At 74.4% G+C, this 17110-nt stretch carries 17 protein-coding genes and 5 tRNA genes; 10 read left to right on the top strand and 12 right to left on the bottom strand.

Going from position 1 to position 17110, the window contains the following annotated elements; all coding sequences use genetic code 11:
* Positions 1-17 precede the first annotated feature (17 nt).
* Positions 18-482 (bottom strand): hypothetical protein, encoded by a 465-nt coding sequence (locus ACQPW6_RS04605; RefSeq protein WP_433888238.1) that lies wholly within the window; start codon positions 480-482, stop codon positions 18-20.
* Between the two features lie 219 nt (positions 483-701).
* On the opposite strand from ACQPW6_RS04605, the gene ACQPW6_RS04610 reads away from it, so the two are divergent.
* A complete protein-coding gene (locus ACQPW6_RS04610; RefSeq protein WP_433888239.1) occupies positions 702-1232 on the top strand; it encodes a DsbA family protein in 531 nt (176 codons plus the stop codon).
* Between the two features lie 6 nt (positions 1233-1238).
* Here ACQPW6_RS04610 and ACQPW6_RS04615 read toward each other — a convergent pair whose 3' ends face one another.
* The 3 genes from ACQPW6_RS04615 to ACQPW6_RS04625 all read right to left on the bottom strand — a co-directional run bounded on the left by ACQPW6_RS04615 (position 1239) and on the right by ACQPW6_RS04625 (position 4236).
* The gene (locus ACQPW6_RS04615; protein ID WP_433888240.1) at positions 1239-2081 is read right to left on the bottom strand and encodes a GNAT family N-acetyltransferase; all 843 of its coding nucleotides are present in this window, start codon (positions 2079-2081) and stop codon (positions 1239-1241) included.
* 177 nt (positions 2082-2258) lie between these two features.
* Positions 2259-3080: an aminotransferase class IV gene (locus ACQPW6_RS04620; RefSeq protein ID WP_433888241.1), complete on the bottom strand. Its 822-nt coding sequence runs from the start codon at positions 3078-3080 to the stop codon at positions 2259-2261.
* A 91-nt stretch (positions 3081-3171) separates the two neighbouring features.
* The gene (locus tag ACQPW6_RS04625; RefSeq protein WP_433888242.1) at positions 3172-4236 is read right to left on the bottom strand and encodes a chorismate-binding protein; all 1065 of its coding nucleotides are present in this window, start codon (positions 4234-4236) and stop codon (positions 3172-3174) included.
* Between the two features lie 202 nt (positions 4237-4438).
* Between ACQPW6_RS04625 and ACQPW6_RS04630 the strand changes: the two genes are divergently transcribed.
* From ACQPW6_RS04630 to ACQPW6_RS04650, 5 genes are all read left to right on the top strand, one after another.
* A tRNA-Gly gene (locus tag ACQPW6_RS04630) sits at positions 4439-4511 on the top strand.
* Between the two features lie 34 nt (positions 4512-4545).
* Positions 4546-4619 (top strand) — tRNA-Cys (locus ACQPW6_RS04635).
* A gap of 1 nt (position 4620) precedes the next feature.
* Positions 4621-4692: transfer RNA gene (locus ACQPW6_RS04640), tRNA-Val, on the top strand.
* Positions 4693-4724: 32 nt separating this feature from the next.
* Positions 4725-4796: transfer RNA gene (locus ACQPW6_RS04645), tRNA-Val, on the top strand.
* A 45-nt stretch (positions 4797-4841) separates the two neighbouring features.
* A tRNA-Val gene (locus tag ACQPW6_RS04650) sits at positions 4842-4913 on the top strand.
* A 52-nt stretch (positions 4914-4965) separates the two neighbouring features.
* Here the strand turns inward: ACQPW6_RS04650 and ACQPW6_RS04655 are convergent.
* The 6 genes from ACQPW6_RS04655 to ACQPW6_RS04680 form a co-directional block, all read right to left on the bottom strand.
* Complete coding sequence (locus ACQPW6_RS04655; protein WP_433888243.1) at positions 4966-5313, bottom strand: zf-TFIIB domain-containing protein; 348 nt, start codon at positions 5311-5313, stop codon at positions 4966-4968.
* Positions 5314-5346: 33 nt separating this feature from the next.
* Positions 5347-6312: a phosphotransferase family protein gene (locus tag ACQPW6_RS04660; protein WP_433888244.1), complete on the bottom strand. Its 966-nt coding sequence runs from the start codon at positions 6310-6312 to the stop codon at positions 5347-5349.
* Between the two features lie 457 nt (positions 6313-6769).
* A complete protein-coding gene (locus ACQPW6_RS04665; protein ID WP_433888245.1) occupies positions 6770-6949 on the bottom strand; it encodes a hypothetical protein in 180 nt (59 codons plus the stop codon).
* Between the two features lie 255 nt (positions 6950-7204).
* Positions 7205-8278 (bottom strand): thaumatin family protein, encoded by a 1074-nt coding sequence (locus ACQPW6_RS04670; protein ID WP_433888246.1) that lies wholly within the window; start codon positions 8276-8278, stop codon positions 7205-7207.
* 90 nt (positions 8279-8368) lie between these two features.
* Entirely contained in the window at positions 8369-9445 is a 1077-nt protein-coding gene (locus tag ACQPW6_RS04675; protein ID WP_433888247.1) for a thaumatin family protein, read from the bottom strand.
* A 210-nt stretch (positions 9446-9655) separates the two neighbouring features.
* A complete protein-coding gene (locus ACQPW6_RS04680) occupies positions 9656-9898 on the bottom strand; it encodes a hypothetical protein (protein WP_433888248.1) in 243 nt (80 codons plus the stop codon).
* Positions 9899-10134: 236 nt separating this feature from the next.
* Here ACQPW6_RS04680 and ACQPW6_RS04685 point away from each other — a divergent pair, with 236 nt between their 5' ends.
* From ACQPW6_RS04685 to ACQPW6_RS04700, 4 genes are all read left to right on the top strand, one after another.
* The gene (locus tag ACQPW6_RS04685; RefSeq protein WP_433888249.1) at positions 10135-11358 is read left to right on the top strand and encodes a protein kinase domain-containing protein; all 1224 of its coding nucleotides are present in this window, start codon (positions 10135-10137) and stop codon (positions 11356-11358) included.
* 468 nt (positions 11359-11826) lie between these two features.
* Positions 11827-13056 carry an acyl-CoA dehydrogenase family protein gene (locus ACQPW6_RS04690; protein WP_433888250.1) on the top strand — a complete coding sequence of 410 codons (1230 nt, stop codon included), beginning with the start codon at positions 11827-11829 and terminating at the stop codon, positions 13054-13056.
* Entirely contained in the window at positions 13053-14189 is a 1137-nt protein-coding gene (locus ACQPW6_RS04695; protein ID WP_433888251.1) for an acyl-CoA dehydrogenase family protein, read from the top strand. Before ACQPW6_RS04690 ends, ACQPW6_RS04695 begins: the two co-directional genes overlap by 4 nt.
* A gap of 135 nt (positions 14190-14324) precedes the next feature.
* Positions 14325-14975, top strand: a complete 651-nt coding sequence (locus ACQPW6_RS04700; protein ID WP_433888252.1) for a hypothetical protein — start codon at positions 14325-14327, stop codon at positions 14973-14975.
* Positions 14976-14984: 9 nt separating this feature from the next.
* Here ACQPW6_RS04700 and ACQPW6_RS04705 read toward each other — a convergent pair whose 3' ends face one another.
* Together ACQPW6_RS04705 and cobA are read right to left on the bottom strand one after the other, a co-directional pair.
* Complete coding sequence (locus ACQPW6_RS04705; RefSeq protein ID WP_433888253.1) at positions 14985-15821, bottom strand: TrmH family RNA methyltransferase; 837 nt, start codon at positions 15819-15821, stop codon at positions 14985-14987.
* Entirely contained in the window at positions 15814-17043 is a 1230-nt protein-coding gene (gene cobA, locus ACQPW6_RS04710) for a uroporphyrinogen-III C-methyltransferase (protein ID WP_433888254.1), read from the bottom strand. The genes ACQPW6_RS04705 and cobA overlap by 8 nt, the downstream gene beginning before the upstream one ends.
* Positions 17044-17110: the final 67 nt, after the last annotated feature.

Below are 17110 nucleotides of genomic sequence, written 5' to 3' on the forward strand. Positions count from 1 at the left end.
CCGCGTTCAGCCGCACGTCAGATGCCGCGCCGCTTGAGAATTTCCTCGACGTCGGAGAAGTCGGAAAGGCCGCTGTCGTCGCTCCCCCGGCGCTTGGCCTGCGGGCGCCCCGCCGGGATCGCGGGGCTGGACGCGCCGGGCACCGCGGCCGGCTGCCGGCCGCCGCCGCTCACCGCCGGCTGCTCGTCGGACTCGCGGCCAGGTGCGATCAGCCGGGTGGCGCCGTAGAGCAGCACGGACACCGCGATCACGCCGAAGCCCAGCCAGACGGTCGGCTTGAAGACCAGGTCCACCGCCCAGTCGCCAGTGGCCGTGCCGACCTTGCGGCCCAGGGTGACGAGCCCGGCCAGCGCGAGGCCGACCGGCAGCAGTGAGACGGCCGCGATCCGGGTGGCCCGGCGGAATCGGCCCCGGTAGGCGGTACGCAGCGCGAGGGCCAGGCCCGCCGCGGACACGACGGCGCATAGGGCAGTGGTCAGCATCCTGCGGCTCCTGCGGCAGATCCGGACAAACCCCGAAGGGTCCTGCCAAGGGCCCCGCGAAGTCTCTTGCCTCCATCCTGCCTCGCCACCGGCCGATCAGGCCACGGTGGGAGGCCCGGTTCAGGGGGATCTCCGGGACGGCCCTCCTCCCCGGGTGCCGGGCGGCCTCATCCGCGAGTGGGAGACGCGGGTGGGAAAGGCGGGTGGGAGACTGGCGGCATGGATCATCCCTCTCCCCCGCCGGGCCGCAGCACCGTGCTGGAGTTCTGGTGCGAGCTCCAGTGCCCCGACTGCCACGCCGCCCTGGCGGACCTGCGGTCGCTGCGCGAGGCGTACGGCGACGCGCTCGACATCCAGCTGCGGCACTTCCCGCTGGAGAAGCACAAGCACGCGCTGGCGGCTGCGCAGGCGTACGAGGAGGCGCTCGTCCAGGGCCGCGGCTGGGACTTCGCCGAGGCCGTACTCGACCGGGTCGGCGAGCTGGCCGCCAAGGGCGAGCCGCTGCTGCTCGAGATCGCCGCCGCCCTCGGCCTGGACGCCGAGGAGATGGACACCGCGCTGATCGACGGCCGGCACCTGCTGGTCGTCGACGCCGACGAGGCGGAGGGCCGGGCGCTCGGCGTCACCGGTACGCCGACGTACGTGATCGGCGGCGAGCGGCTCGACGGCGGCAAGAGCCAGGAGGGGCTGCGGGAGCGGATCGCGCGGATCGCCGACGGCCTGCTGGCGGACGGCCCGGAGGCGTCGTGAGAACCGTCAGACCAGCGGCTTGTACAGGTGCCGGCCGGTGATCTGGTAGCCCAGCGAGGTGTAGAGCCGCACCGCCGGGGTGTTGGTGGTGAAGACGTTGAGCCCGAGCGCCTCGGTGCCGGCCTCCCGGCAGATCCCCTCGGCGGCGAGCATCAGCGTGCGGCCGAGGCCGTTGCCCCGGTGCGCGGCCTCGATCTCGACGGAGAGCACCCAGCCGGGCTCCGGCGCGGTCCGCAGCAGCAGCCAGCCCACCGTGCCGCCGCCGTACTCCATCGCGTGCAGCCCGCTGCCCTCCGCGGCCCCGCCTTCCGGCATTTCGCGGGCGAACGCGGCGGCCTCGCGGGCCTCGGCCTCGGCGCGCGGCACCCCGGCGCCGGTGAGGGTCCTGACGTAGTCCCCGCGGTCGCGCTCCGCCCACCACCGGTGCTCCTCGGCGCTCGGCCGGCGCAGTGTCACGCCGGGCGGCAACTGGCGCGGGTCACCGTCGAGTTGCTTGAGCATGTACCGGTTGCGCTCGGTGTAGCCGAGCGCGGTGGCGATCCGCAGCCCGTGCTCCGCCTCGGCCGGCACCGCGATCTCCACCCGCTCGCAGCCCCACATCCGCAGCACCTCTTCCGCGGTGAGCGCGGCGACGGTGCCGCGGCCCCGCTTGCGGTCGGCCTCGTCGATGGTGAGCGCCTCGATCCGGCCGACGGCGTGCGGGGCGCCGGCCGCCCGTCCGGGTGTGGGGTCGCTGCGCAGCACGAGGCCGCCGACGGCACGGCTGTTGACGCAGACGGTGTAGTCACGGGCTCGCGCGCCGTCGGCCGCCTGCCGCTGCGGACCCGTGGGACGGAGGGTCGTGGTCATGCGTACGCTCCCGGAGGTCGGCACGGCGGTGGAGAGTTCACCGTTCTACGTTCTACCGCCTGTCTACCGTGTGCCGCCGCGGAGGGGCAGTGCCGTCACCGCTTTGCCCTCGGGCGATGACCCCGGGTGGCGCTGCCGCCCGGAACGCGGCCTTACGGCCCTGCGGCCCGTCGCGGCCTACGGGTTGGGCTCGGCGGCGGCCCGCTCGGCGAACGTGCGCATCGCCTTGGCGGTCACCGGGCCCGCGGCGCCGGGCAGTTGGCGGTCGTCGGCCCGCTGCACGCCCTGCACATCGCGCAGCGAGGAGGTCAGGAAGACCTCCTCGGCCTCGGCGAGCGCGGACATCGGCAGGTCGGCCTCCTCGGCGCCGGACCAGTCGACGACCAGCTCGCGGGTGATACCGGCCAGGCAGCCGGATTCGAGCGGCGGGGTGAGCAGCCGGCCGTCGAGCACCACGAAGACGTTGGAGCCGGTGCCCTCGCACAGCCGGCCCTGGGTGTTGCCGAACAGCGCCTCGGTGGCGCCGTGTTGACGGGCCCTGGCCAGCGCGACGACGTTCTCGCCGTACGAGGTGGTCTTCAGGCCGCTGAGCGCGCCCTTCTCGTTGCGCGTCCAGGGGACGGTGACGACCGCCGTGCTGTCGGGGCGGGCGGCGGCCTCGCCGAGCGCGACGACCAGCGTGGGGCCCGCGTCGCCGCGGTCGGAGCCGAGCGGCGAGGTGCCGCCGGTGTATGTGACGCGCAGCCGGCCGAGCGGCATGGGGTTCGCGGCCAGTACGGCGTCGCAGGCCGCGCGCACCTCGTCCAGGTCGGGTTCGGGCAGGCCGAGTCCGGCGGCGGACCTGGCCAGCCGCTTCAGGTGCCGGGTCATCGCGAACGCCCGGCCGCCGGTGGCCTTCAGCGTCTCGAACACGCCGTCGCCGACGGTGAGTCCGTGGTCGAGCACCGAAACCGTGGCGTCCCCGCTGTCCCGCAGGCCGCCGTCCACCCAGATCCTCACCGAAGTGTCCTTCCGTTTCGCCCGCTGATCCGTCGTCGTGTCCGTGTCGTGCGCCGAGCCCTCTGCCGCTGATCCGTCCGGGCCGCGGGTGTCATCCCTGGCCGGCGGTCTGCCGTACCCCCGACGCTACCGCGAGCAGCCGGGCGGCCTTCAGCTCCGTCTCCGCCCACTCGCCCTCCGGTTCCGAGCCCCAGGTGATGCCGGCCCCGGTGCCGAAGCGCAAGCGCGGACCGTCGCCCGCGGTGCGGTCGATCCAGAACGTGCGGATGCCGACGGCGAGTCGCGCCTCGCGCCGGTCGGCGTCCACCCAGCCGATCGCGCCGCAGTACGGGCCGCGCGGCGCCGGCTCCAGCTCCGCGATGACCCGCAGCGCGCTGGACTTGGGCGCGCCGGTCACCGAACCGGGCGGGAAGGTCGCGGCGAGGAGCTCCGGCCAGCCGGTGCCGGGCCGCAGCTCGCCGCGCACGGTGGAGACCAGGTGCACCAGGCCGGGGTGCGCCTCGACGGCGCACAGCGCGGGCACGGTGACCGAGCCGGTGGCGCAGACCCGGCCGAGGTCGTTGCGCACCAGGTCCACGATCATCACGTTCTCGGCGTGGTCCTTGGGCAGCAGCCCTGCCTCGGTACGGGCGGTGCCCTTGATCGGCCCGGACTCCACGGTGTCGCCCGCCCGGCGCAGGAACAGCTCGGGCGAGGCGGTGGCGATCTCGACGCCGTATCCGGGCAGCCGGATGGTGCCCGCGTAGGGGGCCGGGTTGCCGGTGGCGAGCGCGGCGCCGAGGGCGTCGATGTCGGGGACGGTGTGCGGGCCGCCGGGCAGCGCCGCGGTGAGCACCCGGCAGAGGTTGACCTGGTAGACCTCGCCGGTGGCGATCCGCTCCCTGATCGTCCGCACGCCTGCCTGGTACGCGGCACGGTCGAGTGACGTCGTCCAGCTGTCCGGGTCGGGACCGCGCCAGCTGCCGGGCGCGGCCGGGGCGGTCGCGGGGGCCGCCGGGCGGACGTCGCCGAAGCGGGCGCAGACGGTGCGGCCGTCGAAGTCCACGGCGACCGCCCAGAAGCCGGCGGAGTCGAGCGCGGCCGGGTCCGCGGTGACATCCCGCAGGTCGGAGGCGACAAGACCGCCGAATCGGGCCATCGGTGCGAGGTCGCGCACGGTGCTTCCCTGGTCGAGTACGGGTGCTCCGCCGGTGGACGGCGGGGGTCGCGGCCGAGTCTAGGCGGCGGCCCGGCGGCGACGGGGCGGCGGTCACCAGGCTGTCATTGACCCGGCACGCTGCGGAAACCGGTTTTTGAGCTGGCTCGGGAATCCGCTAGAGTTCAACCCGTCGCCCAGGAACTGGTTTCGGGGCCGGCGTGCGGACGTGGCTCAGTTGGTAGAGCATCACCTTGCCAAGGTGAGGGTCGCGAGTTCGAATCTCGTCGTCCGCTCGATGTGGGGATCCTCCCGGGACCCCGCTGTGTTGGTGGAGTGGCCGAGAGGCGAGGCAACGGCCTGCAAAGCCGTCTACACGGGTTCAAATCCCGTCTCCACCTCCAAGGACGATTAGCTCAGCGGGAGAGCGCTTCCCTGACACGGAAGAGGTCACTGGTTCAATCCCAGTATCGTCCACTGGATCCGCGAGGGTCCTGGCAGTAAACCCCGCGCGATTAGCTCAGCGGGAGAGCGCTTCCCTGACACGGAAGAGGTCACTGGTTCAATCCCAGTATCGCGCACGCGTGTGTGGTGGCCGGAGCGGCGACGGTCGGTCCGGTCGGCGAGGACGATTAGCTCAGCGGGAGAGCGCTTCCCTGACACGGAAGAGGTCACTGGTTCAATCCCAGTATCGTCCACACGGACTGTGCACGGCGGGCCGGAAGCGGTGGCTTCCGGCCCTTCCGCATGTCAGGACGAGAACAGCATGTGGGCGAAGCTGTTGTGGCGGCCGCCGTGGCCGTGAGCTTGGCCGTGGCCATGACCTTGCCCATGGGCGTAGCCGCCGCCGTGCTGCTGCGGGGCGCCCCAGGCCGGGCCCGCGGGCTGCGGGTAGCCGGGCTGCGCCGGGTACTGCTGCGGACCGGGCCCCGGGTACGCCTGCGGCGGCGGGGCGGCGGCCCACTGGCCCTCGACGCGGGTCAGGGTCTCCAGCTCTCCGTAGTCGAGGAAGATGCCCCGGCAGTTGCCGCACTGCTCGATCTGGACGCCGTTGCGGTTGTACGTCTGCATGTGGCCGTTGCATTTAGGGCAGACCATGGTTGGTTCAACTCCTCGTAATGTGCCGTGCGTTCACTCTAGGCGGGTGATCCGCTCGCAGGCGGCCAGAATCCGGGACTCGGCGTCGTCCAGCTCCCGGCTCTCGCGGTGTGCCTTGGCGACGGCGGTCGCGGCGGTCTGCACGGCCACCGCGCGGGCCGGCAGGTCGAGATACGCCCACGGATCGCCGCCGGCGGGCACGGCGACGCCGCCCGCGGCCCGGTAGGCACCCAGGAACCGCGCCCATCCCTCCGGTTCGAGCAGCCCGGCCGCGAACCACATGGCGGGCCGCGCGAGATCCCAGGCCGGATCACCGGTTCCGAGGTCGTCGACGTCGATCAGCACCCAGTCGCCGTCCGGCGCGGGAACCCGAACGAGCTGCCCCAGGTGCAGGTCCCCGTGGCAGAGCGCCACGACCCCGCTTCCGCCGGCCGGGGGCAGCCGCTCCCAGGCCCGCCGGACGGTCCGGACGGCGGCCGAGTCGGGCACGCCGTCCAGCCGTGCGACGGCGAGGGCGGCTTTGAGGGGGGCGCGCATGGGCGGCAGCGGGGCGGGGCCGGCGGGCGACTCGGCGAGCTGCCAACTGCGTTGCCCGGGGCCCGCCCCGGGCGCCGGCCGCAGCGGGACGGTGTGCAGCCGGGCGAGCAGCGTGGCGGCCGCTTCCCAGGGGGCGGCGTGGGGTGCGTGCCGGTCCACCGGCTCGCCGTACGGCCACCTCGTCACCACGCGGCCCGCCACCGTCTCAGGCGCGGGGCCACCGCAGGGCGGCAGCAGGATGCCCCGCAGCAACGGGTGAGCGGCGACCGCCAGCCGATCACCCAACTCGCGCGGCTCGCTCCCCGGCGCATGCGCCTTGACGACGACGCCGCCGACCCGCACGACGGTCCCGTCCTCCCGGTCGGCCAGCACACTGTGCGCGGCCTGCACGTCACGGGCGCCCGCCAGCCGCGCCAGCGCGCCAATGACCGCCTCGGCCCCGGGGTGATCTGCGGTGGTCATCGAAACAGTCAAGCACTACGCCCCGGACGGCCCGCCGGGGCCGGAACGGGACCGCCAAGCATGACCCCACCAGCTGCGGCCGGGGCCGGGGGGCGAACTGGAGAGCCCGGCAGCAAGCCACGGGGTGCCCATCGAAGGCGGGACGGGGCAGCCAGGCGGCAACGCCCACGGACCCCCACCGGGACCTGCACCGAACCGACAAGCCGCACGCCATCCGGCCGCCCGCCAGGGCCGGGACCAGACCGTCAACCAGCATCCCACCGGCTGCCCTCCAGGGCCCGGGGCTCGGCCCGGGGTTACCGGGCCGCCGTCTCCCCCGTCCGCCGCGGAGCGGGAAAAGCGCAATGCCCGCGCATCCTGGGATGCCCGGGCATTGCGCAGTCGTCCGCCGTACCCCCGTCCCCACGGGGTTCAACCGGTGTGTCCCGGCCCGGACCGCTCTTCCGGGCCCTGGGGCTCAGCGCCCCATAAGGCCGGCCACGGACGACGCCTGTGTGACCACCGCGTCCACACCGCCGAAGAGATAGGCGAGCAGAGCGGCCAGCGGCAGCACCATGGCCGCCGCCACCAGCGGGTGCCGGGGGCCGGAAGGCTGACGTGTGCGGTTCCGCGCGGTGCGGTACGCCCAGTTCGCCATGGCCCTCTCCGGTGGTCCGCTGTGGTCGGGTCCTGATCTGGAATTGGGGGCGGCGGGCGTTTGACCTCGGGGGACGAGTGCTTCGCCCGCCGCTTGACCTCAACATTAGGTGCGCCGCGAGCCCCGGTCGTCCCCCCCTCGTACCGCTTTACCGGCCTCCCGGAGGATGACGGCGGCGACCCCGGATACTCCCCTGGGTGGAGGAGGGACCTAGGCCCCGCCTGACACATGGCGTCGTCCGCCCGTAAGGCGGCCCTAGGTTCCCGCGGTGGTTCCGAAGGTCACCTTGTAGTAGCAGGCGCCCTTGCACGCCATGGTCGCCGAGTCGTCGAAGGCGTACGAGTACGCGTAAGGCGCGGCGCGCTTGAAGACCTGGGTGTAGTCCACCGGCCAGTTGGCGGGCACGCAGTGCTCGCGCCCGGCCCAGGCGCCCCGGCAGCAGTACGTGTCGCCGCCGAACGCCGCGCAGGGCGGCTTGCAGCCGACGACCTGGCCGCCGGCGGTGGACCGCATCGCGGCCGGGCAGGCGACGTCGGTGGTGCAGACGCCCCGGTAGCAGCCGGACGCGCTGACCGGGTCCTTGGTAGCGGTGTGGGACACGTTGACGTACATCGGCAGGTTCGACCCGTCCACCATGCTCACGTCGTAGAAGTCCATCCCGGCGTAGGCGGCGAAGGTGAACTCGCCCAGGGTGGTGGGCGGGTTGGGGCCGTCGCACACCGTGGTGCAGTCGCCGGACGCGCAGTGGCTCGCCGCGGTGGTAGCGCATCCGGTCCGGCCCCAGATCCGGCCGCCCCAGTTGCCGGGCACCGCCACGGACATGCTCTGGCCCGGTGCCAGCTTGTGGCCGGCCGGGTAGACGGCGGTGTTCGTGACGACCGCCCACACCGTCTGCGGAGTCCGGTTGACGACCGTGACCAGCCGCTTGCCCGCGGGGGCGGCGGACGGCCCGGTGTGCGAACCGCCGCCGGACGGCGGCTTCGCGGTGCGCTTCGGGGCCGCGCCCGACGCACCCGACGTGCCTGACGGGGAGGGGGACGCCGACGCGCTGCCGCTCGGCGAGGCTGTGGCGGTGGTCTCGGCCGAGGCGGAGGCCGAGTGGGACGGGGAGGGCTTCGCCGGTCCTGTCGGCGTCCCGGAGTGCTGGAGGGCCGCCGCGACCTGGCGTTCCGCGTCGTGCGTGCGCCCGGTGCCGGGACCGGAGCCGGACGGCGGCCACAGGCCGTACACGACCAGCACCGCGACCGCCGCCGCGACGGCGGCCGTCCACGCGTACCACCAGCGGCGGCGTGACGGCCGCGCGCTGTGCCTTCTGCGTCCACTTGCCATGGTGTGTCTCTTCCTCGTGCGGTGCGCGGACGCCCTCTCCCGATCGTGGCCGCGGGGCCGGTGGGCGGACGGCACGGATCCGGGACCCGGCTACGGGCTGACTCCCCAGGTGATGCGGTAGCCGCACTCTCCCGAGCAGGTCAGGACGCTGGTCGCGTCGTCGTTGACGTAGGAGTAGGCGAAGGGCTCGGCCTTCTTGAAGACCGCGGCGGAGTCCACCGGCCAGGACGACGGCACGCACTGGGGGCGGGCGGCGAAGGCGCCGTTGCAGCAGGTCTGGTCGGTCTTGAAGACCAGGCACGCGCTCAGGCACGCCACGATCTTGCCGCCGCGGACCCGCTGGAGCTGAGCCGGGCAGGTCGCGTTGGCGTCGCGGGTGCAGCCCGCGGCGGAACAGCCGTTCGCGTCCAGCTTGTCGCGGGACGACCCGTGGAAGCTGTTGATCCACATCGGCAGGTTGTTGCCCTCGACGAGACTCACGTCGTAGAAGTCCATGCCGTTCCACGCGTTGAGGTTGAACTCGGCGAGGGTGGAGGGGAACTCGCCCCACGTCGAGCCGCACTGGAAGTGCCCGCAGTCCCCGGTCACGCAGTGGCCGTTCCCGGCCGCGTCGAAGTGGCAGCCGGTGCGGGCCCAGACCCGGACGTCCCAGTGGTCGGGCACGGTGAAGCTCACGCTCGCGCCCGGTGTGAGGACCCAGCCGGTGGCGCCGACGGGGTGCTTGGGGTCCGCGGCGATGGCCGGCCAGATCGTCTGGGAGAGCCGGTTGACCAGGGTGACCGTCCGCTTGCCGGGGGCGGCGGCGGAGCCCTTGTGCGTGGGAGGAGGCGGTTTCCGCGGGGTGGACGCCGAGGTCGCCGACCGGGTCGGGGAAGCGGTCGCGGAGGGCGGCGCGGAGGCCGACGGCGAGGCGGTGGCGGTCCCCCGGGCGGCCGTGGCGGAGGCCGAGGGGACCGGCGCGGGGCGGCTCGCCGCGGCGGCGGAGGCGGACGCGGAGGTGGGCGGCCGGTCGGCCGCGGCGTCTTCCGGCCCGCCGCGGATCAGCAGGACGGCTGCGACAACGGCGAGGCAGGTGACGACCGCCGCGGCGGCAGCCACCGAGAAGGTCCGCGCGCGCCTGCGCCGGCTGCGCTGTCTGCGGCGGCGGGACAGCCGGCTTTCTGACACCGCGGGCACTCCTGTCCGGTCATATGGCTGCTTCCGGAAAGGAGACGGCTCCGAGGCCGTCCGGATAACGCAAACCTCGCCGAGCGAGGCTGAGGTCAGGCAGCGGGACGGAGGAGGGTGTTCAGTTCCTCGGCCGTCACCACCCGATGCTGAACACCCTCCCCGCTGTCCCGGGCCAGGACTGCGGATCCCGGGACTTCGGAGTTCGGGTCAGGCCGTTCTGGCCTCGGGGTCCATGTCCCGCGGCACCGGCTGTTCGACCAGTGCGAGCACGCGGGTGGCCATGAAGCGGGCGGTGCGCACCACCGTGCCGCTGCGGGTGACTTCACTCACTTCCACCACCCCGCGGCGCACCGCCGTCTCGACCCGGCGTCCCGCGCGGGTGGCGATCACCTCATAGGTTCGGGTGGTGTCCCCGGCATCCACGACTATCTCCACACGATCACCTTTCACGGCGTCATTCCCCCTTGGCAGACGGACCGTTGGCGAAGTGGGCGCGGCGCTGACAGCCCGTCGGACGGGCCCGCTCCCACACCTCCAAGGATCCCACCGGGCACTGACAATTCACGGCCCCGCGCCTGCGGGGCTTCAGCGCACGCGGGGACTTGAGTCCGTAAGCTGTGGTCGGCCGACCGGCCAGTCGGCGGACAGTTGAGTGGGGCCTCCCCCACCGGAGGCAGGGGACGGACATGGCGATGATGCGGCTCCGACGGGAGGATCCGCGGGTCGTCGGCGCGTTCAGGCTGCACCGGCGGCTGGGTGCGGGCGGCATGGGCGTGGTGTACCTGGGCGCCGACAAGCGCGGCCAGCGGGTGGCGTTGAAGGTGATCAGGCCGGAGCTGGCGGAGGATCAGGAGTTCCGCTCCCGGTTCGCCCGCGAGGTGTCCGCGGCCCGGCGGATCCGTGGCGGCTGCACGGCGCGGCTGGTGGCGGCGGACCTGGAGGCCGAACGGCCCTGGTTCGCCACGCAGTACGTGCCCGGGCCGTCGCTGCACGACAAGGTCGCCGAGAACGGGACGCTGGCCGCCGCGGAGGTCGCCACGATCGGCGCGGCGCTGGCCGAGGGCCTGGTGGCCGTGCACGAGGCCGGGGTGGTGCACCGCGACCTGAAGCCGTCCAACATCCTGCTGTCGCCCAAGGGGCCGCGGATCATCGACTTCGGCATCGCCTGGGCGACCGGGGCGAGCACGCTGACGCACGTCGGCACGGCGGTCGGCTCGCCCGGGTTCCTCGCGCCCGAGCAGGTGCGGGGCGCGGCCGTGACGCCGGCCACCGACGTCTTCGCGTTCGGCGCCACGCTGGCCTACGCGGCGACCGCGGACTCGCCGTTCGGGCAGGGCAGTTCCGAGGTCATGCTCTACCGGGTGGTGCACGAGGAGCCGGACCTCGCGGGCGTGCCGGACGCGCTGGCGCCGCTGGTCTACGCGTGCCTGGCCAAGGATCCGGAGGAGCGGCCGAGTACGGTGCAGCTCTCCGAGCGGCTGACGGAGATCGCGACGCGCGAGGCGCGCGGGATCGGCGCGCCGCGGCGCGAGGCGCGGGACGCGCTGCCGAAGGCGGCCGGGCCGCGACCCGAGCGGCCGGTGGGGCGACGGGCCGAGGAGTACGCGCAGCAGCGCACGGAACGGCGGCCTTCGGCGGGGCCGGGGGCGGCGTCCGGGCCCGGTGGCCGCTCCGGGACGGGGCGCACGCCGGTGTCGCGACCATCGGGTGCGCGCCAGCAGGATCGCGTGCCGCGGGCGACCGGGGCGGGGCGGACGACCGGTTCAGGCCGGTCGACCGGGGCCGGGTCCGGGCAGCGGCCCGGGGGCTCCAACCGGCGGTTGATGCGGCAGCGGATCGTGGTGTTCGTGATCGTGACGTTGCTGGCGGCGGTGTGTATTGCAGCCGTGCAGGGCTGCCAGCACATTTAACGCATCCGCGCGGGGCAACCCGATCGTCCCGGCTGCCCGGCCGTCGTGGCTGAGCGCGCAGTTCCCCGCGCCCCTTCTTCCCGCCGTAGGGGCCGAGCTTTGCGTCTACGTGCCGGCCCGTCGTGGCTGGTCGCGCAGTTCCCCGCGCCCCTACGGGGCACGTCTCCCCGGGGCCGGGCGGCCCCCGTCAGGGGCGCGTCCGCCGGCCGGGTGGGCCCCGCTAGGGGCGCGGGGAACTGCGCGACAAGCCACCTACCGGGCCGCAGACCGGGGACGAGCGCAACCACCCCACCCCGACCCGGAAAGGGGCGCGGGGAACTGCGCCACAAGCCACCCACCCGGCCGCAGACCGGGGACGAGTGCAACCACCCCGCCCCGACCCGGAAAGAAGGGCTGGCGCTCAGGTCGGAGGGGACGTAGATTAGCAAGCGCTTGCTTAGCTCTGCACGGGAGAGAGGGACGCGCCGCATGACTGACCGCAGTGCGAGGGACGACCTCGGCGACGTAGACGTAGAAGCAGAGGTGGCCCGCCGGGTGCGGGAGCTGCTCGTCGCGCATGACCCGGCGTCAGCCGAACCGCTCGACTTCCTGCGCGCCCGCTTCGACGCCGGCCTCGCCTGGGTGCACTTCCCCGCCGGCCTCGGCGGCCTGGGCGCGCCCCGGTCCGCGCAAGGGGCCGTCGACGCCGCGCTCGCCGCCGCCGGCGCGCCGGACAACGACCCCCGCCAGATCGGCATCGGCCTGGGCATGGCCGCCCCGACCATCCTCCGCTACGGCACCGATGAGCAGAAGTCCCGCTTCCTGGGCCCCCTGTGGACCGGCGAAGAGGTCTGGTGCCAGCTGTTCAGCGAGCCGGGCGCCGGCTCCGACCTGGCCGGTCTGCGTACCCGCGCGGTGCGCGAGGAGTCCAGCGGCGACTGGATCGTCGACGGCCAGAAGGTCTGGACGTCCAGCGCCCACAACGCCCGCTGGGCCATCCTCATCGCCCGTACCGACCCGGCAGTACCCAAGCACCAGGGCATCACCTACTTCGTCTGCGACATGACGGACCCCGGCGTGGACGTCAGGCCGCTGCGCCAGATCACCGGCGAGGCGGAATTCAACGAGGTGTTCCTCACCGGCGTCCGGATCCCCGACGCGCACCGGCTCGGCGCGGTCGGCGACGGCTGGCGGGTCGCGCAGGCCACGCTGATGAACGAGCGCGTCGCGATCGGCGGCGGGGGCGGCTCGCTGCCCCGCGAGTCCGGGATGATCGGCACGGTCGCGGCCACCTGGCGGAACCGCCCCGAGCTGCGTACCCCCGAGCTGCACGACCGGCTGCTCGGCCTGTGGGTGGAGAGCGAGGTCGCCCGGCTGAGCGCGGAGCGGGTCAGGCAGCAGATGGCGGCCGGCGCCCCCGGCCCCGAGGGCTCCGGGCTGAAGCTGGCCTTCGCCCGGCTCAACCAGCGGATCAGCGGCCTGGAGGTGGAACTCCTCGGCGAGCAGGGCCTGCGCTACGGCGACTGGACGATGGCCAGGCCGAGCCGGGTGGACTTCTACGGCCGCGACGCCGGCTACCGCTATCTGCGCGCCAAGGGCAACTCGATCGAGGGCGGTACGTCGGAGGTGCTGCGCAACATCGTCGCCGAGCGGGTGCTCGGCCTGCCCGCGGAACCCCGTACCGACAAGGACGTCGCCTGGAAGGACCTGCCCCGATGACGCTCTCCCCCGCCGTGCCCGACCTGCTGTACTCCGAGGTGGAGGACGATCTGCGGGCCGCCGTCCGCGCGCTGCTCGCCGACCGCTGCGGCCCGGCGGCGGTGCTCGGCCGGATCGAGACCGACGCGCCGTACGACCCGGAGCTGTGGCGGGTGCTGGCCGCCGAACTGGGCCTGGCCGGGCTGCTGGTGCCGGAGAAGCTGGGTGGCCAGGGCGGCTCTGCGCGCGAGGCGGGCGTGGTGCTCGAAGTCCTCGGCGGCGCCGTCGCCCCGGTGCCGTTCCTGGGCAGCGCGGTGCTCGCCACCACCGCCCTGCTCGGCTGCGACACCGCGGACGAGGCGGTGGCCGCGCTGCTCGGCCGGCTCGCCGCGGGCACCGCCACCGCGGCGCTCGCCGTGCCGCTGTCGGCCGCGCCCGGCGACGCCTTCCCGGCCGCCGCGGTCCGCGCGGACGCCGAGGGCCGGCTGACCGGCCGGGTCACCAGCGTGCCGGACGCGATCACCGCCGACGTCCTGGTCGTCCCGGCCATCGGGCCCGACGGCCCCGGCCTGTACGAGGTCGCCGCCGCCGAAGCCGCCGTCGAACGCCCGGTCTGCCTCGACCTCACCCGGCCGCTCGCCGACCTGGCCTTCGACGGCGCCGCCGGCCGGCCGCTGCCCGCCGCCGACCCGGCCGCCGCGCTGGACCGCGCGCTGCTCACCGGCGCCGGCCTGCTCGCCTCCGAGCAGCTCGGGGTGGCCCAGTGGTGCCTGGACGAGACGGTCCGCTACCTCGGCGAACGGCACCAGTTCGGCCGCGTCGTCGGCTCGTTCCAGTCGCTCAAGCACCGCCTCGCCGACCTGTGGCTGGAGGTCGTCTCCGCCCGCGCCGCGGCCCGCAACGCCGCGGCGGCGCTGGCCGCGCCGGGCAGCGGGCAGGAGGCCGAGATCGCGGTGGCCGTCGCCCAGTCCTACGTGGCGGGCGTCGCCGTGCACAGCGCGGAGGAGGCGATTCAGCTGCACGGCGGGATCGGCATGACGTGGGAGCACCCGGCGCACCTGTACCTCAAGCGGGCGAAGGCGGACGAGATCGCGCTCGGTACGCCGGGCAGGCACCGGGCGGCGCTCGGCGGCCTGGTGGGGCTGCCGGGCTGACGAACCTCCGGGTTCCGGCGGCAGGGGTCACACCACGGGCCTCTGGACGCCCGGTGTCCAGGTTGGCAGGATGCCGGGCGCCCGACGATCACGCGCCCGGCCGTCAACCGCGCAGGACAGGGAGCCACCCCGACCATGAACCGCCGCCCCGCACTGATCGCCGTCGTCCTGCTCGCGTCCGTGGTGGCGGTGGTGGGCGTGTCCAGGTGCGGCAACGACGGCCCGGACAAGGCCCAGGGCAGGAAGCTCGCGCTGGCCGACCGGAAGGGCGCGGCCACCGCGTACTGGAAGGCCGTGGACGCGCTGCCCGCGGGGAAGTTCGACACGCCGTCCGGCGTCGGGATGTTCCGGGCCTGCCAGGCGGGCCGGGAGAAGAACGGCAAGGGCGCCGCACGGTACGACCTGGCCGACTACCTCCAGCCCGTGCGGGACGACGAGAAGATGGCCGAGCTCCTCGCCACGGTGAGGACGGCACTGGCCCCGCAGGGCTGGCGGTTCACGTCCGTGCCGATCGCGGACAGCCTGATGCCGGACCCGGTGCGGGAGCCGCTGTACGTATGGCAGGCCGAGCAGGACGGCCGCTACCTCCAGCTCACCCTGCACGAGGGCAAGGACGGCCTGCCGGCCGCCGGGTACCTGGACGTGCTCACCGGGTGCCGGAAGTACGGCAAGGCGCAGAAGGAGGTCATCGCGCACTACGACGGGTCGGTACGGGACGAGTACCGGGCGACGTCGAAGGCGACACCGAACCCGATCCCGACCGGCTTCCCCACCGCCACGCCCTGACCGGGCGGTTCAGCCGTCTTCGCGCCGCGTGCGGGAATCCGGCGGCCGGGTGGCGTAGAAGGCCACGGCCGAGGCGGCGGCGACGTTCAGCGAGTCCACCCCGGCGGCCATCGGGATCGTCACCCGCTGGTCGGCCAGCTTCAGCGCGCCCGGGGTCAGCCCGTCGCCCTCGGTGCCGAGCAGCAGGGCGAGCCTCTCGGGCCGCCGGGCGGCGAGCTCGTCCACGGTGATCGCGTCGTCGGCCAGGCAGAGTGCCGCCACCGTGAAGCCGTGGCCGCGCAGCAGCTCCAGATCGCCCGGCCAGCTCTCCAGCCGGGTCCACGGCACGGAGAAGACGGCGCCCATCGAGACCTTCACCGACCGCCGGTAGAACGGGTCGGCGCAGCGCGGCGACAGCAGCACCGCGTCCACGCCGAGCGCGGCGGCGCTGCGGAAGGCGGCGCCCAGGTTGGCGTGGTCCACGATGTCCTCGAAGACGGCGACCCGCCGCATGCCGCCGGTCAGCAGTGCGGACGGCTCCGGCAGCGGTTCGCGGCGCATCGAGGCCAGCGCGCCGCGGTGCACGTGGTAGCCGGTGACCTGCTCGGCCAGCGCCGGGGTGACCTGGTAGACCGGCGCGTCTGCGGCGGCGATCACGTCGGCCATCGGGCCGAGCCACTTCGCGGACAGCAGCATCGAGCGCATCGCGTAGCCCGCCGCCAGCGCGCGCCGGATCACCTTCTCGCCCTCGGCGATGAACAGGCCCTCGGCCGGTTCGCGGCGGCGCCGCAGCTCGACGTCGGTGAGCGAGGTGTAGTCCGCGAGCCGCGGGTCGTCCGGGTCCAGGACGGCGACGGGCTCAGCCACGCCCGTACCCGCCGGCGCCGACGGAGACCACGTCGCCGATGACGATCACGGCGGGCGGCCGTACGTTCTCGTCGGCGACCGCGCGCGCCACCGTGCCGAGGGTGGCGTCCACCCGACGCTGCGCGGCGGTGGTGCCCTCCTGGATGACGGCGACCGGGGTGCCGGCGGAACGGCCCTCCGCGATCAGGGCGTCGGCGATGGCGCCGATCCGCTCGACGGCCATCAGCAGTACCAGGGTGCCGCGCAGCCGGGCCAGCGCGGACCAGTCCACCAGCGAGCGCGGGTCGTCCGGCGGTACATGGCCGCTGACCACCGTGAACTCGTGCGCCACGCCCCGGTGGGTGACCGGGATGCCGGCCGCGCCGGGCACGCTGATCGCGCTGGAGATGCCCGGTACGACGGTGACGGCGATGCCGGCCGCCGCCAGCGCCTCGGCCTCCTCCATGCCGCGCCCGAAGACGAACGGGTCGCCGCCCTTGAGGCGGACCACCGCCTTGCCGGCCTTGGCGTGCTCGATCAGCGCGGAGTTGATCGCCTCCTGGGCCATCGCACGGCCGTACGGGATCTTCGCCGCGTCGATCACCTCGACGTGCGGCGGCAGTTCGTCCAGCAGGTCGCGGGGGCCGAGCCGGTCGGCGATCACGACGTCGGCCTCGGCGAGCAGCCGCCGGCCGCGGACGGTGATCAGGTCGGGGTCGCCGGGGCCGCCGCCGACCAGGGCGACGCCCGCGGTACGGGCCCGGTGCCGGGGGGCGGCCAGGCTGCCGTCCCGCAGGCCCTCGATCACCGCGTCCCGCACGGCGGCGGAGCGGCGCGGGTCGCGCCCGGTGAGCACCGCGACGGTCACGCCCTCGGTGCGGCCCGTCGCCGGGGTCCAGGCGGTGGCGGCCTCGGCGTCGTCACTGCGGACGCACCACACGCGGTGCCGCTCGGCTTCGGCGCTGGCCGCGGCGTTGGCCTCCGGGTCGGTGCTCGCGATGAGGGCGTACCAGGCGTCGGCGAGGTCGCCGTCCCGGTACTTCCTGCGCTCCCAGCGCAGCTCGCCGGCGGTGGCCATCGCCTCGACGGAGGGGGTGGCGGAGGGCGAGACCAGCACGATGTCCGCTCCCGCGGAGACCAGGGCGGGGAGGCGGCGCTGGGCGACCTGCCCGCCGCCCAGGACGACGACCCGCCGTCCGCCGAGGCGGAGCCCGACGGGGTACGCGGGGGCGTCGTGCGGCATGAGGTCTCCTCGTATCAGTGACGTGGGGTTCGCCCCCCAGCGTAAAGGGCTCCGCCCCGGCCCCAGC

The sequence above is a fragment of the Streptomyces sp. CA-111067 genome, assembly GCF_050956065.1.
GTDB lineage: Bacteria > Actinomycetota > Actinomycetes > Streptomycetales > Streptomycetaceae > Actinacidiphila.